The organism is Streptomyces sp. ALI-76-A (genome assembly GCF_030287445.1).
Classification (GTDB): domain Bacteria; phylum Actinomycetota; class Actinomycetes; order Streptomycetales; family Streptomycetaceae; genus Streptomyces.
Genome location: NZ_JASVWB010000005.1, coordinates 16,225 through 30,359, shown reverse-complemented (window position 1 = coordinate 30,359; position 14,135 = coordinate 16,225). Strand labels below are relative to the sequence as shown.

The following is a 14,135-nucleotide window of genomic DNA, read 5'->3' as shown; positions in this document are numbered from 1 at the left end:
CCTTCGGGAGTCGGGGGTGGGGCCGGCCACGCTCGGGCGGCCGGCCCCGGGGATGGGTGGGTGTGATCAGGCGTCGGTGAGGCTCTTAATGGCCTCCAGCGCCTGGCGGGGAGAGGCGACCTGCGGCTCGGAACGGCGGCTGACGCGCTTGCCGCCGCCCTTGCCGCCTCCTCCCCCTCCGCCGCCGCGGCGGCGGGACTTGCCGTCACCGTCGTCGTCCTCGTCGGGCTCGGGCCAGAACTCGCCGGGCCGCACGGGCTCGTTCCAGTCGAACCACAGGCCGCGCTTCTCCAGCTCGCTGATCTCGTAGTCGGTGAGCCGGTTGACCTCGTCGGGGAACAGGTCGGCCAGGTCGGTGTCGAAGTCGGCGTACAGCGACCGCATGAGCACGGCGCGGCCGTTGTCGAGGACGATGACCGCGACGCCGCCCGTGGAGACGCCGTTCTCCGGGTCGGCCTCGCCGCGCATGGCCCGCTCGATCACGGAGCCTTCGCTGCGGGAGTAGCGGGCCGGGATGGTCGGCACGTCGTAGGCGTTCTCCATCGTGCCCTCCGCGGCCTTGCGGGTGGCCCCGGGGCTGCCCATGTTGAAGATGGTGGGCCGGCTGTTCTGCCGCAGGTTGTCCTTCATCTCCGTGGAGAACCCGTTGTGCGCGAACGGCGACTGCCCGGCCGGGTTGAAGCCGATCCCGTACTTGAGCCCGGTGACGGTCAGGTCGTCGCCGTCGGCCTGGATGAACTCGCCGAAGTCCCCGTCCTGCGCCGCGGTCATGAACTCATCCGCGAACACGTTGAGCTGCCGGTAGGGGCAGCGCGGGTCGCCGGGCTTGTAGTCGTGCGGCTGGCCGTCGTGCGGCCAGGGCATCTCCGCCCTGATCTCGCACAGCGCCTTCGCCGCGCGCAGCGAACGGGCCATCCACAGCGCGTTCGAGCCCTGCCGGTCGATGTACTTCCCGAGCACGGTGGTCTTCTCGTCCTTGCGGACGGTCGACAGCCACACCACCTGGCCGGCCAGCGACATGGCGGCCATGTCGATCGCGAAGAACTGTGTCTTCCCGCTCCGGGACACGCCCAGGATCAGCCCGTGACGCGCGGCGTTCTTGTCGTGCTGGAAGACCATGTTCTTCACCGGCTGGCCGGTGATGGTGTACCCGCACACGTACATGCCCTTGGCGTCCGGGGTGAGCAGCTCGCGGGTCGCGGCGAAAATCTGCGACAGCGGCGGCTCGTCGAACGCGCTGATCAGGAACTCGTTGCCGTCGATGAGGACGAACACGCAGGAGTCGTCCTCGGGCAGGTTCAGCGCACGGCAGACCTTGGGCAGGTCGATGCGCGGCGACTCGGTGGAGTCGCTCATCTTCGCCCGGTAGAAGGTCACCCCGCGCTCGTGGTCGCGGGTCTTGTGGACCAGCTCGGAGCCGGGGGCGCCGCCCTTGGGCCCGGCGACCCGGTCGATCCAGCGCTCCTGGTCGGTCGGCTTGGTGCGGCGCCGGGCGTTGGCCTCGGGAGTGACGCGGGCCTCCATCCAGCCGGGCCCGCCCTCGCGGCCGGGCTGGGCCGCGACGTCCGCGAGGACGACGTCACTTGCGGGCACGCTGAACACCGCTCCGACGGCCTCGGGGGACAGGCCAGTGATGGGCCGTCCGGTCTCCGAGGCGCGCAGCAGCAGGGTCAGGTCGACCCGCGTGCCGGGGATCCGGGTGGCCTTGACGACGTGGGTACGGGCGGGCATTCCGGCGCGCTCCCACATCATCCGCGCCTCTCGGGTGAGCAGGTCGGCGCCGTCGTCCGGCACGACCGGGGACGGCTCCGGGGCCACAGCGGGCGCCAGCTGCGGGGCCGGGGCGGCGAGGGCGGGGCGGTGACGGCGGCGGGCGTGCCGGGAGAACGGCATCACCAGGTAGCCGGCCGCCGCCCATCCGGCGGCGAGCAGCCCGTCCAGCCAGTACGGGCCGAAGCCGCCTGTGTGCCCGGCGGCGACGTCGACGGCGGCGGCCAGGACCAGCGGGGACCAGCGCAGGATCTTGCGCCCGGCGCCGGTCTCATCGCTCTTGGCGGCCAGGAACCAGCCGCCGATCCCGGCCGCGCCGGCCAGTTGCACGACCTGGTTGACGGGACTGTCGGGATAAACGTTGGGGGCCACGGCCAGCACGGGCGCGGCGAGGGTGTAGGCGAGGCGTTCGAGCGCGACACTGCGCGGCGTGGTCACCGGCTTCTCCTTCGGGGAACGAGCACGGGCGGCCCCGCAGGTATCGCGGGGCCGCCCGTGGCGGGGGTGGGTGGGGGAGTGGGGGTCAGCGGTTGAAGAACCCGGGCCTGGGGGTCTTCTCGCGCCGGTTGGAGCGGATGTCGTCCAGCGCGCCGTACAGCTTCGAGTGGGTGCGCTTGGCCTGGTAGGTGAGGTCGACGACCTCCTCCGCGGTGGCACCGAGGTTCTTCACCTCGACGGCGGCGCCGCCCAGGGCGACGGCCACCTCGTTCGTGACCGCCACGAACTTGGCGTCCAGGTCCGCGTTCTCGATGTCACCGGCCACGCCCTCGGTGTGGGTGGCGTTGGCCTTCATGTCGCGCTGGAGCGCCTCCAGCTCGAGGACGGCGTCGTCCATCGCCTTGCCGAGCTTGTCCAGCTTGGCCTGGACGGCCTTGTAGCGGTTGTCGTCGTCGGCCACGACGGGCGCGGTGCTGCTGCGGGGCGCGAGATCGCTGCTCATCAGCGGGTTTCCTCCGGGGCTTAGTCGTGGTGGGCGGCGGCCGACGTGTGCTTGAGGCCCGCGTCTTCCTTGGCGGCCATGTCCTGGCCGTAGATCCGGGCGACCATGACGGCGGCGAGCTTGGCGGCCTCCTTGGCGATGCCGCACTGTTCGGCACACCGCAGCGCCTGGAGCTTCATGCGGCCCGCGGCCTCGGCCAGGTCCGTGATCTGGTCGGTGACGCGGGTGTCGATGTTGTGGTCGTCGACCAGGTCGGCCGCCATGTCCCGCAGCGCGTCGGCGACTTTGCCAAGGGCCTCCGCGATGGCTTCGGCGCGCTCCTGGTGGGAGGCGGCCTTGATGGCGATGTTCGCCATCTCCATCAGGTACTCGTCGAACGTGATGTCCGTCCGGTGCTGAGCGGCAAGGCCGCCCGCGCCGGACGGCCTGCTGACCTCCGCGCTACTCACGCTGCTCCCTTCCGTGCTGGTGGGTCGGCTGGTGCCGGGCCGTGCGGTGTGCTTCTCCGGCGCGGGCGGCAGGCCCTTGACGCCGGCCGTCACGGCCGCGGGCTTGTCGGGGACGATGTCCGCGTCGACGATGTCGTCCTCGCCCTTGGCGGCGGGCTTCGGCGGGCGGGTGGCGTGCTCGGGCCACTCCACCGTCGGGGTGGGATCGTCCGCCCCGAACGGGCTGTCCGCCGGCCGCTCGTACCGCCCGGTCCGGCGGGTCCGGCGAGGACCACGGGTGCGACGCCGTCCGGCCCGGCCGGTGTCGGCGGTACGACGGCGCCGGAACCCGCGGCGCTTCTTCTTCGAGCCGTCAGACGGCCCGTCACCGGCCTTTTCCTCCTTGCCCGGCTCATCGGACGCCGCGCCGTCCTTTCCGGCGCTGGAGGCCCCGTCAGGGCCGTCCTTGGCGTCCTTCTCGCCCTTGCCGTCGGTGCCCTTGTCCTTGGCGGCCTCCTCCTTCGCCTTGTCCTTGTCCTTGGTCAGGCTGACCTTCTCCGTGCCGTCCTTCGCGTCCTTGGCGGCCTTGGCGGCCTCCGCGTCGGCGCGGCGCTTGTCCCAGCGGCGCTGGGCTTCCTCGCCGACGGCCTTGCCGAAGGTCGTGCGGTCCGGCTCGGACGACGCCGCGGCTTCCCGCTTCGCCTTCCGCGCCGCGTCCCGCTTCGCCTTCTTGGCCCGGCGGTCCTCCCAGTCCTTCTGCCGGTTGGCGCGGGCCTGGTCGCGGTCCTTGGTCCGGTCGGCGACACCGGCGGCGTGGCCGGCGGTGCGCCGCTCCTGCCGTCCAGCCTGCCGGGTGCCGGCGCGTTCCTGGCGGCCGCGGGCCCGCTCTGCGCGGGCGTTGGAGGCCGGGCCGTGCTGGCCCCGGCCGCCCTCTCCCTTCGAACTGCCGTTGCCGCTCCGGTGGGAGCTGCCAGAGCCCGGCTGAGAGCCTTTCGGGCTCCCGGCGGGACCTCCACGCCCGGAGCTGGGCGTACGGCCGTTAGAGGAGCGGTCAGGGCCCTTCGTGCCGCCCTTGCCGCCTCCGCTGCCCCCGGACGATCCGGGGCCGGAACGCCCGGCGGGGCCGCCGGAGTTGGAGCCGCGCGAGGACCCGGGCCGGTTCCCTCCCGATCCGGAGTTGCTGCGGGACGGCCCCGTGCCTCCCCCTCCGCCGCGCGAGCCGCCGCCTCCGCCGCCGGCCTTCGAGCGGCCCTTGTCCGCACCCAGGCCGGAGCCGGACGACTTCATGCGGTCGGCGTCCGCCTTTCCGCGCGCCGCCGCCTTGTCGCCCTTCGCTTTCATCATCGCGGCGTGGAGCTTTCCGTTCTGCTCCATCATCGCGACTTCCTGCGCGGTGCGACCCTCCAGCAGTGCGGCCTTCCGCGCTATTTCAGCCTCACGGAAAGGCGCCTCACCCTCGTGAAGCGCCCGCGCCCTTTCCAGCCGGAATTCCAACCAGTCACCGAGGCGGTCAGCGAGAGAACGAGGCTGCTCGTATTCACCTTCCTCGTATTCGCCGTCATCTTCACCGGCTTCCGGCGCCGTAATTCCTTCCGAACGCAGCGCGGTTGCCGGGTCCGGAGCAGCCGGAATCGACGGCAATTCCATCGTCGTCTCCTCCGGGCTCTCCGGAGGAGCCTCCGGAATGTCTTCCGGCGGCGGAATGGTGTCGATGAAATCCGGGATCGGCGGCAGCGCGTACGAGGAATCACCGCTCCAGGGGCCATGGACCAGGGTTCCGCCGCCGGTCTCGTCGGACTCGTCGGACACGGTGCACCTCCCTCCAGGGGGACTTGACAGACAGTGGGGTCTCGTGTGCACGCGCGTGCACGTGCACGTGTGCACGCTTTACGCGCGCGAGGCCCCGCCGGAGCCCGGCGGGGCCTTCGCTGGTGACGCTCAGTTACGCAGGCCGTGCTGCTTCAGGACGGTGTCCGCGTACTGCATGAGGTGGTCGAACAGCCGCGGGTCGCCCGCCTGCCGCTTCTCCAGGACCAGCTTGAAGAGGCGGCAGACCAGCGTGAATGCGGTGATGACATCGCCGCGACCGGCTTTGACTTCCTTGGTGATTTCGGACCGAGTAAGGCGGAGCCAGAATTCCATCCGGCCGATTTCCCCGCGACTTTCGATCGCCTTGCGCTCTTCTTCCTTCAGCCAGCCGTTCCGCCCTTGAATGGAGCGTTCGACGCTGGTGAGGGGGCGCGTCACGCCGACTCCCTGTTACCCATGTCGTAAATCGACGTAGGGCCACCATAGCCGAGATTCTGGTTCTGCGCACCCTGCTGCGGCGGATTCTGCGGCGCGGCCTGGAGCGGCGGGTGATTCTTCCGCTGCTTTTCCAGCTCCTTTTCCTTTCGCTTTCGGGCGGTATTTGCGACCGCCTCATCGTGGGCGCGGCGCTTGTAGGCGCCCTTTTCGAGGCCCTTGGTGACGGCCTGGACGTTCTTCAGGACGTCTTTGAACGCCCTTTCCACGGGCTGCGCGCGCAGCCAGGCGTCGTAGAACCGGTCACCCTCGACGTGGGTGTCGCGGCAGTGGACGCGGACCTCGAGGGCGAGGGTCTCCAGGTTCTTGCCGATGTCCAGCAGGACCCGCTGAACGTCGGCCAGGTACCGGGCGGTTGCCTCCGGGTTCTGCGCCACGTCGCGCAGGGGGGAGTAGTTCGGGTCGTTGTTGCTGTTCACGGCGGGGATTCCCTCCTGGTGTACTGGTGGGGCTGTCGACTGCTTCCGGCAGTCGCAGCGAGGGCCAGCCCACTTCGGATGGGCTGGCCCTCACTGGTGTGTGCCGGACGGTGGATCACTTCAGGTACTTGTCCGCGTCCTCGGGACGCAGCAGGCCGGCCTCCTTCAGCAGCCGGATCGCGCGGGGCTGGTTGACGCTGAGCTTGGTGCGGACCTGGTAGACGGTGACGAAGCCGTCCTTGTCGCGCGGCAGGTTGTGTACGAGCGGCAGGAGTTCTTCGTCCGTCCGTACAGGCGTACCGGGACGGTCCGTATCCGCTGCGCCGCTGGTTCCGGTTGCAGGAGAGGACACGGTGCCCGTACCTGTACGGGCACCCGGTACGCCGTCGCCGCCGGACTGTGTACGGACACTGACCGTGCCGGTGCGCCCCTGTACGGCCGCGCTGGCCGTACCGGTACGTCCCGCCGCCGCTGTACCTGTACGCGCCGCCCCGTCAGGGGCGGTGTGTACGCCGCCTGTACGGTCGCTGTACGGCCTGGTCACCGCTACTTCGGTCCCGCCATCGTGCGGCGGGTGGGAGGCAGCGTGTACAGGGTCTGTACCGTCCTGTCCGAGGCCCGTTGCGTCCGGCCGTACCGAGCCGTGAGCGGCGTACAGGTCGCGGCTGGCGGTCCCTGTACGGCTGGACGACGCGGTGTCCGTGCCGTCGGTACGCCGGTGCGTACCTGTACGGGCGGGCGTTCCGTTTCCGCTGTCCGTACCGGTACGGCCGCCCGCAGCAGTCGTACTGCCGTGGCCGTTCGTACCGTCGTCGTGCATGAGCGTGTGGACGCGCCAGATGACGGCCACGAAGATCAGCACGACGAACGTGGTCAGCTGCCACGGTGCCGACTGGCCCTCCTTGACGATGTGGGCCTGCTCGGACAGGTGGTACGTCACGTTCGCCGACGCCATCAGCAGCAGCGCGTAAGGGATGTCCTTCTTCGCCCGGAACGCGGTGACGCAGTAGACGTCGATGCTGACAGGCAGCAGCGGGGCGACGTACTGGTTGATGCCGACCATGCGGGCCAGCTCGTACTCGCCGGAGGCGGCGAGCCCGACGCCGGCGGCGAGCGCGATCCACGGGGCGGTCTTCCACGCCTTGCGGCTGAGGTTCTGCTGCCAGCCCCGGAAGCGGGAGTTGGCCCGCTTCGCCTCCCGGGCCTCCTCGAGCAGCCGGCGGGCGCGGGCCTCATCGGCCTGCGCCCGGTCGGTGATGCCCTTCGCCTTGCGCTGCGCCTCCTCAGTGATGCGGCTGGCCTCCTTCTGGGCAGCCTCGCGCAGCTGCACCGCGACGGTCTTGGCTTCCTCCCGCAGCCGCTCGCGCTGCTTGTCGCACGCCTGCTTGAGCCCGGCGAGTTCGTCGGCGAGGGCCTTGCGCTTGGCGGCGGCCTCCGTGTCGAACTGGTCGGTGAGCTCGCGCAGCTTCTCGCGCAGCTCGGTGCGTGCCTGCTCCGCCTCGGTGTGCGCGGCGGCGACATGAGCGTCGGCCTCGCGGCGCCGGTCGTCGGCGGCCTTGACCGCGTCCGCGTACAGCGCCTCCGCCTCCGCGCGGCGGCCGTCGTACTGTTCAGCCGCCTTCGCCGCGAGCTGCGCGAAGCGCTCGCGGGCCTGGTCGACCTCCCGCTGCGCAGCGGCCACCAGTTCGTCGGCCTGCTCCTGGGCGCGGGCGAGGATCTGCCCGGCCTCGGTGCGGCGCTGGTCGACCAGAGCCGCGATCTCGGTGAGGTCGGCCTCCGCCAGGCGCCTCAGCTCGGCAACAGCCGTTGCCGTGGCCGCGCGGTCGGTGGCGGCCAGTTCGGTGAGGTCGGTGACCTGCTCGCGGGCCTCCGCCACCAGCCTCTCGGCACGGTCGCGGGCCTCCGCCAGGAGCCGGTCGGCCTCGCCGCGCGCCGCCTCCAGGTCGTTCTTCGCCGCCGCGCGCTGGGCGGTGGCCTCCTGGTCGGCGTCGGCGGTGATGTCCGCAGCGCGGCTCTGCGCCTCGGTCATCAGCACGGTGACCTGCTCGTGCGTCTCAGCGACGGTGCGCGCGGCCGCACTCTCGGCTTCCGCCTGGAGGGCGGCGGCCTGCTCGCGCGCGGTGTCGATGACGTCGGCGGCCCGGTCCCGGGCGTCCGCGACGCGGGCCAGCGCCTCGAGGTCGACGACCTCCGTCTCCGTGGTCCCGGCCGGGGTCTCGGGAGCGTCGGGGGTGGGAGAGGCGGTGGGCTGCGAAGCCGGACGGGTTGCCGCCGGCTTCTTGCGGGCGGGGCTCCTCTTGCGGGCGGTTCGTGTGGCGGCCACGCCGCCTCCTTCCAGATCGGGTGCCGCCCGGGTGGGCGGCGGTTCAGGGGTGGTTCGGTCAGTCGCGCTGGGCGGGCAGCTCCGGCCGCTGGTTGGCGATCGCGTGCTGCTGGGTCAGCCAGGCGAGGGCGGCCGCGGTCATGTCGTCGGCCGCGCCGTCGGTGTTCAGCGGGGCGGTGTCGATGTCGCGCATCGCGTCGATCGACGGCAGCAGCCGCATGTACTCGGGGTTCGCGTAGTAGATCGAGCGGCCCTTCGGCAGCTGCGTCAGGTCGTAGGTGTCGCCCAGGCACACCCGGTCGACGCGGCAGACGAAGGTGTGGCCGGCCTGCCCGGTCCAGAACAGCTCCGGGTCGCGGTACAGGACGAACTGGCCCCGCTGGAACTTGATCGCGGGGGTGGTGCTCTGGGTGTTGTCGCGCACGGCAACTCCTTGGCGGCTCACGTGGTCCGGACTGTCCGGCTCCCCGTCACCGCCCGACCCGGCCGCCACGGTGGTGGGCGGTCGGTGCGGGCGGATCAGGCAGCCGCCAGTCAGGCCGCGACCGCGACCGGCCGGTGCGGGGCGACGACCTGGCCGTCGGGGAGCAGCTCGCCGGTGTCCTCGAAGAGCACGACGTCGTTGCACAGCAGGCTCCAGCCCTGCTCCGGGTGGGCGGCCACGACGATGGCGGCCTCGCGGTCCGGGCTGTCGGCCGACGGGCACTTCGGGGTGTGCGTGCACAGCGAGTCCGGCAGCCGGGTGGTGCCGGTGGTGGTCGTCGCGGTGTCGAGCTGGGTGCTGCTGCGCATGGGCTCTCCTGCGGGGATGCGGGCCCGAGACTCTCCCGGGCTGGAGGCGTGCGAAAGGCCGGCCGCCCGTGGCACGGGCGGCCGACCTGGTGGAACAGCGCGGGACGGGAAGGAAGTTGGGTTTCCGTCCTACGGGGCGGGTCGCTCAGCCGTGAGCGCGGCGGCCGAAGTCGTGGTTGTCGTTGGTCCGGCGGACCGCGTCCTCCAGACGCTTCTGGTCGGCGTCCGTCATGCCGACGCCGCCTTCCTCGCCTGGAGGCGGTTGCGGGCGGCGCGCCGCTTCATCGCGCGCCGTTCGTCCTCGGACAGCCCGCCCCAGACGCCGTCGGCCTGCCCGGACTCCAGCGCCCACTGGAGGCACTGGTCCATGACCGGGCAGCGGCGGCAGACAGCCTTGGCTTCCTCGATCTGCAGGAGCGCCGGGCCGGTGTTGCCGATGGGGAAGAACAGCTCGGGGTCCTCTTCGCGGCAGACCGCGTTGTGTCGCCAGTCCATGCCGATCACTTCCCCTGCCGGACGCGGCGCAGGGCCTCTTCGATGATCGGGTCGGTGGTGTCGTCGTTCCGTGCGATGCTGGTGGGCATCAGGTCTCCAATCGGGTCCTGGACAGCCCCGGAGGGTCTCAAGTCACCGGGGCTGTCGTGCTGTTCAGGCTGTCGTACGAGCAGCCGCGGCCCCGGCCTCCCCGATCGCTCGGGATGGCCGGGGCCGTGGCGGTTCGTCGCGTGGTCTTACCGGGTGAGCTGCTCTTCCTGCGTCGCCAGGAGAGTGATCGCGCTCATCAGGTCGGCGCGCTCCCAGTCGGTGAGCTGCGGGGCGTCGGCCTTGCGCGGGTTGAGCGTCTGGATCAGCGCGGCCAAGGTGTCACGGACGCGCCGGAGGTCGGCATCGGCGACCGTCTCAGAGACGTTCTGCCACTGCTGCTCGTGCAGCAGGCGCAGGCCCCACGCCCGGCGGTCGTTCCAGTCCTCGCGGTCCATCTGCGCCTTGCGGCGGGCGGGGGCGAGGCGCTTGGTGTGCGCGGCGAGCTGGGCGAGGCGGCGGCCGTCCGTGCACCGGGAGGTGAGGTCGGCGGCGCGCAGGATGTTGCCCTTCTCGTCCTTGATGGAGCAGACCGAGCAGCCGCGGACGTGGGCTTCGTCCAGCTTGCGGGCCGTCTTGTCGTCGACGGTGACGTCGACGATCTGCATGACGGCAGGGACCGCGCCGGTCTTCGGCTTGCGGATCACGCGGGTGGAGCGTCGGCCGGCGGTCTGGGTGAGGCCCTCTTCCAGCCGCCGGAACCACTGGTCGACGGTGAGGTTGATGGTGACCAGGCGGTGGCTGCCGGGGCAGCGGATCGGGTCTTCGGTGCCGGCCTTCTCCGTGTGGTGGGGGACCAGCTTGGGCCGCGCGCTGTGCGGCGCGTTGATCGGCACCCAGGTGCGGCAGGTGGGGCAAACCAGCGTGGAGTACGCGAGGTCGACTTCGTGCGGCTTAAGGCTGGAGACGACCAGCGGGGGGAGGGTGCTGATGACGCGGGACCGGGCCCGGCGCGGACGCTTCTGAGCGGTGAGATCGCGGGTTCGCGTAGACATGAGGGCTCCTTCTACGAAGTGGCAGGAGTGCATCGCAGGTGCTCTCTCCGCCCCCCAGGCCGCACGGCGAACCGGCGTCCTGAAGGACAGACAACGCATCAGCGCTGCGGGGTGGTACTCGCTGCAGACCATGGGCGGAGGAGTTAGAGGTGCCTCGGGCTCCGGCCACCGAGGTGGCTAGGGCTTTGGACTCCGGCCACCGAGGTGGCGATCTGCTGCGATGGTGCTCACTCGGTGCTCCCGGAGGATCACCGACGTCTTACATACATCAGGTTGCATCAGGTACCCTCAGGTGTCAAGCGGTATAGTGAGGCACCCAGAGGGAATTTGAAGGAGGCGAAGGCACATGTCAGGGCCACCCCGAGCCGACAATCGGCCGCCATACGCGCGGATCGCGGGCCACTACCGCGACCTGATCAGCTCTGGGGAGCTCTCGCCGGGCGACCTCTTGCCCAGCATCAAGGCGCTGGCGACCGAGTGGAACGTCAGCACAGCTACCGCGGACCGAGCGATGCGGCTGCTGCGCGAAGAGAAACTCGTGCAGGGCATCCCGGGTGTCGGTACCGAAGTGATGGCGCGTCCCATCTCGCTCTCCTCCGGGGCGGAGCGCCACGACCGGAGCAGCAAGACGCAGTCCTCGTGGGGCGTCGGCGAGAAGTCGTCCGGCCACACCGCCGGCATAGTTGAAGCTCCCGAAGACGTCGCTGACGTGCTGGGTATTTCGCCTGGTGACGACGTCATTCGCCGGAGTCGTGTCTACCGGGACGGTCACGGCATCGTCTCCCACTCCACCTCGTGGATCCCAGCCGAATTCGCCCAGGTCGTGCCGGAGCTGGCCCGGAGTAAGCGGCTCACGGGCGGCCTCTCGTTGGACCTGATCGCTCGGGCCACGGGGCGCCACGTCGTCAAGCGCGAGGATGAAGAGGAAGCCCGCATCGCCACGAAGCAGGACCTCGAGCTCCTGGAGCTCGAGCCCGGAACCGTCGCGGCCATCCTCGTGTTGACCGCACGCTTCCTGGACGCCGACGGAGAACTACTGGAGTACGGCGTTGACCTGGGGGCTCCCGGCCGCACCCGGAAGACCACTTCGGAGGCCCTCCCGTGACTGCGCCCGGCACCGAGCTCCTGGACGACACCCTCCTCAACTGCCTTGAGCGTCGCCTCGGTGTGCTGCTGCACGAGGAAAGCACCGACATCCTGACCCTGAAAGGAAGATTCGAGATCGCGCGCATCTCCGCCACCTTGTCCGGCCGGCCGGGCCCCGCGCCTCGCGCGGTCCTCATGACCGGTCTGCAGGGTGCTGGCAAGACGACCCTCGCCCGCGCCCTGGAGGAGGCCGGGTTCCGGCGCCTCTGCCCTGACGAGGAGGTCTTCCGCCGCTACGGCCACTACGGCAGGGATTTTCCGCGCGGGGAGTTCCTGGTCAGGGAGGCGCCCGTGCTCAAGGACATCGCCCTTGAGCTCAAGGAGCTCCTGGCGGCCGGACACGACACGGTGGTCGACCACGGATTCTGGACGCCCGAGGAGCGGGCCCTGTGGGCAGCCACCGTGTTGGAGGCCGGCGGAGAGCCGGTCCTCATCTACCTGCCCGTGCCGCATGAGGTGCGCTGGGACCGGATCCGGAAGCGCAACGAGCAGTCGCTGATCGACGCGAACAGCATCGAGTTCAGCGAGCAGGATCTGCTCCGGCACGCAGGCCGCTTCTCCCCGCCGACCGACGATGAGCCGCACATCGTGTACGACGGTCATCCGGAGCACGTCCTGGCGGAGCTCCGCCGTGCACGTCCTTCCTCGGATGGCGGCCCCCATTGACCTCTACCTCCCACGCGCAGCACCGGACACTTGTTGACCATGACCGTGCTCGGGTCCTGCGGCCGCGGAAAGTGACAGCACGTGGTGACATTCCGAATGTCACCACCACTTGTCACCTCCGCGCGATCAAGGGGCCGTGCCATCCTCGGCCGCAGAAGGGCCGGCCTCCGTTCCACGGGCATCACCTCGTCGGGGCGCAGGCTGCGCCGCTGGACCGTAACCGGGAGGGGAACAGCGATGGATGAGCGTCCCGACTGGGCACGCCGGATGGTCGAAGAGCGTGCGGCGCGCGACTGGTCGCAGGCCGACGCGGTGCGTGCCCTGATGGTCCGGCTCCCCCAGGACCAGGAGGTCAGCGAGCAGGATCTCCTTCGTCAGTGGAAACGCTGGGAACGCGGTGACTCCCAGCCGACGAAGTACAGGTCGGCCATCGCTGCCGTCTTCGGCACGACGACCGGCGCGTTCTTCCCTGAGCGGTCACGCCGTGACGGCCGTGCAGAAATCTTGCAGGTCAGCGGCATGGACACCGTGGACATCATCGCCCGCCTCCGCGCGTCCGACGTCGACGTCGCGACGTTGGATGCGCTGCGGATCACGGCGGACCGGCTGTGCTGCGAGTACGCGTACATGCCCGCCGACCAGCTGCTCCTGGAGGGCAAGGCGTGGCTCGCGCGCGTCGTCGGCCTCCAGCACCAACGGGTCAACCTCGCCCAACACCGCGAAATCATCGCCCTCGCCGGGAAGCTGAGCCTGCTGGTGGGTTGTGTCGAGTACGACTCCGGCCGGCCTCGCGACGCTGAGGCCACCCGGCAGGCCGCGCTGATGCTCGGTCAGGAGGCGGGGGAGCTGAGCGTGCAGGGCTGGGCGCACGAGATGCGGGCGTGGTTCGCGCTGACGCGGGGCGACTACCGCGGCGTCATCGCGGCCGCGGAGGCCGGCATCGCCGTGGCGCCGAACGAGAGCGTCGCCGCGCAGCTGTACGCGCAGAAGGCCAAGGCGTGGGCCAGGTTGGGGGACCGGTCGCAGACCGAAGTCGCTCTGGATCAGGGCCGTCAGATCCTGGAGCGGCTGCCTTACCCGGAGAACATCGAGAATCATTTCGTCGTCGACCCCGCGAAATACGATTTTTATCGCATGGACGCGCTGAGGAAGTCGGGCGAGAACCGGCTTGCGGAGCAGCTGGCCAATGAGGTCATCCGGGCCGGTACGGATTTCGACGGGACGGAGCGGTCACCCATGCGGATCGCGGAGGCCCGCGTCACGCTTGGCGTGGTCGCCGCGCGCGAAGGCGACTTGGACACCGCACTCGCTTACGGGGAGCGGGCCCTGACGGGGGAGCGGAAGTCGCTGCCGTCACTCGCGATGGTGGCCGCCGACCTTGGGCAGGCCCTCCAGACTCACTACGGACACGCCTCCGAAGCGCAGGAGTTCGTCACCCATCTCCGCGAACTGCGGGGTGGCCAATGAGCTTCCCGTGTGACAGGCAGATTCCCGCGCGCTTTCCGCCTGGCGGGTTCAGCATTCCGGGCGCCTCGGGCGTTGCTCGAATTCGTCCGACGGTTCTGTCCGGTTCTAGGGCTAGGCTGTGGATCATCGGAAACGGCGAAAGCCCCGGGACCATGCCGGGTCCCAGGGCTCTCGAACGGGGCGAAGCTCCGTTTGGGCGACACCTGATGGGAGGTGATCGCGGGATGAAGAGTACCCGCGTCTGCGGAACTGCACGCGTATCTGCGCCGTTTCACCTTTGCGATCACACCATCGGGCTCGCCT

The 14,135-nt window shown here is 70.5% G+C and carries 14 protein-coding genes; 3 read left to right on the top strand and 11 right to left on the bottom strand.

What is annotated here, in order from left to right; all coding sequences use genetic code 11:
- Positions 1-66: 66 nt before the first annotated feature.
- The 11 genes from QQS16_RS43160 to QQS16_RS43110 all read right to left on the bottom strand — a co-directional run bounded on the left by QQS16_RS43160 (position 67) and on the right by QQS16_RS43110 (position 10,553).
- Complete coding sequence (locus QQS16_RS43160) at positions 67-2,208, bottom strand: chromosome segregation protein ParM (protein ID WP_286068213.1); 2,142 nt, start codon at positions 2,206-2,208, stop codon at positions 67-69.
- A gap of 85 nt (positions 2,209-2,293) precedes the next feature.
- Entirely contained in the window at positions 2,294-2,710 is a 417-nt protein-coding gene (locus QQS16_RS43155; protein ID WP_286068212.1) for a conjugal transfer protein TraB, read from the bottom strand.
- A 20-nt stretch (positions 2,711-2,730) separates the two neighbouring features.
- Positions 2,731-4,947 (bottom strand): ATP/GTP-binding protein, encoded by a 2,217-nt coding sequence (locus QQS16_RS43150; protein WP_286068211.1) that lies wholly within the window; start codon positions 4,945-4,947, stop codon positions 2,731-2,733.
- A gap of 129 nt (positions 4,948-5,076) precedes the next feature.
- Entirely contained in the window at positions 5,077-5,385 is a 309-nt protein-coding gene (locus tag QQS16_RS43145) for a hypothetical protein (protein ID WP_286068210.1), read from the bottom strand.
- The gene (locus tag QQS16_RS43140; RefSeq protein WP_286068209.1) at positions 5,382-5,861 is read right to left on the bottom strand and encodes a hypothetical protein; all 480 of its coding nucleotides are present in this window, start codon (positions 5,859-5,861) and stop codon (positions 5,382-5,384) included. Before QQS16_RS43140 ends, QQS16_RS43145 begins: the two co-directional genes overlap by 4 nt.
- Before the next feature lie 115 nt (positions 5,862-5,976).
- Positions 5,977-8,184, bottom strand: a complete 2,208-nt coding sequence (locus QQS16_RS43135) for a coiled-coil domain-containing protein (RefSeq protein ID WP_286068208.1) — start codon at positions 8,182-8,184, stop codon at positions 5,977-5,979.
- Between the two features lie 58 nt (positions 8,185-8,242).
- The gene (locus tag QQS16_RS43130; RefSeq protein ID WP_286068207.1) at positions 8,243-8,608 is read right to left on the bottom strand and encodes a hypothetical protein; all 366 of its coding nucleotides are present in this window, start codon (positions 8,606-8,608) and stop codon (positions 8,243-8,245) included.
- Positions 8,609-8,718: 110 nt separating this feature from the next.
- A complete protein-coding gene (locus tag QQS16_RS43125; protein WP_286068258.1) occupies positions 8,719-8,910 on the bottom strand; it encodes a DUF5999 family protein in 192 nt (63 codons plus the stop codon).
- Between the two features lie 294 nt (positions 8,911-9,204).
- The gene (locus tag QQS16_RS43120; protein ID WP_286068205.1) at positions 9,205-9,471 is read right to left on the bottom strand and encodes a WhiB family transcriptional regulator; all 267 of its coding nucleotides are present in this window, start codon (positions 9,469-9,471) and stop codon (positions 9,205-9,207) included.
- A gap of 5 nt (positions 9,472-9,476) precedes the next feature.
- On the bottom strand, positions 9,477-9,602 hold the full coding sequence (locus tag QQS16_RS43115; protein ID WP_286068204.1) for a hypothetical protein: 126 nt from the start codon (positions 9,600-9,602) through the stop codon (positions 9,477-9,479).
- Between the two features lie 105 nt (positions 9,603-9,707).
- Positions 9,708-10,553 carry a hypothetical protein gene (locus tag QQS16_RS43110; RefSeq protein ID WP_286068203.1) on the bottom strand — a complete coding sequence of 282 codons (846 nt, stop codon included), beginning with the start codon at positions 10,551-10,553 and terminating at the stop codon, positions 9,708-9,710.
- A 346-nt stretch (positions 10,554-10,899) separates the two neighbouring features.
- On the opposite strand from QQS16_RS43110, the gene QQS16_RS43105 reads away from it, so the two are divergent.
- The 3 genes from QQS16_RS43105 (at position 10,900) to QQS16_RS43095 (ending at position 13,832) form a co-directional block, all read left to right on the top strand.
- A complete protein-coding gene (locus tag QQS16_RS43105) occupies positions 10,900-11,658 on the top strand; it encodes a GntR family transcriptional regulator (protein WP_286068202.1) in 759 nt (252 codons plus the stop codon).
- Positions 11,655-12,365: a P-loop nucleotide/nucleoside kinase family protein gene (locus tag QQS16_RS43100; protein ID WP_286068201.1), complete on the top strand. Its 711-nt coding sequence runs from the start codon at positions 11,655-11,657 to the stop codon at positions 12,363-12,365. Before QQS16_RS43105 ends, QQS16_RS43100 begins: the two co-directional genes overlap by 4 nt.
- Before the next feature lie 96 nt (positions 12,366-12,461).
- On the top strand, positions 12,462-13,832 hold the full coding sequence (locus tag QQS16_RS43095) for an NsdA family TPR-like regulatory protein (RefSeq protein WP_502964004.1): 1,371 nt from the start codon (positions 12,462-12,464) through the stop codon (positions 13,830-13,832).
- Positions 13,833-14,135 lie beyond the last annotated feature (303 nt).

Bases quoted from the DNA above. Each gene is read 5' to 3' on its own strand.
- QQS16_RS43155 (WP_286068212.1), bottom strand. From the start codon at position 2,710: ATGAGCAGCGATCTCGCGCCCCGCAGCAGCACCGCGCCCGTCGTGGCC.
- QQS16_RS43105 (WP_286068202.1), top strand. From the start codon at position 10,900: ATGTCAGGGCCACCCCGAGCCGACAATCGGCCGCCATACGCGCGGATC.
- QQS16_RS43095 (WP_502964004.1), top strand. From the start codon at position 12,462: ATGTCACCACCACTTGTCACCTCCGCGCGATCAAGGGGCCGTGCCATC.
- QQS16_RS43120 (WP_286068205.1), bottom strand. From the start codon at position 9,471: ATGGACTGGCGACACAACGCGGTCTGCCGCGAAGAGGACCCCGAGCTG.
- QQS16_RS43110 (WP_286068203.1), bottom strand. From the start codon at position 10,553: ATGTCTACGCGAACCCGCGATCTCACCGCTCAGAAGCGTCCGCGCCGG.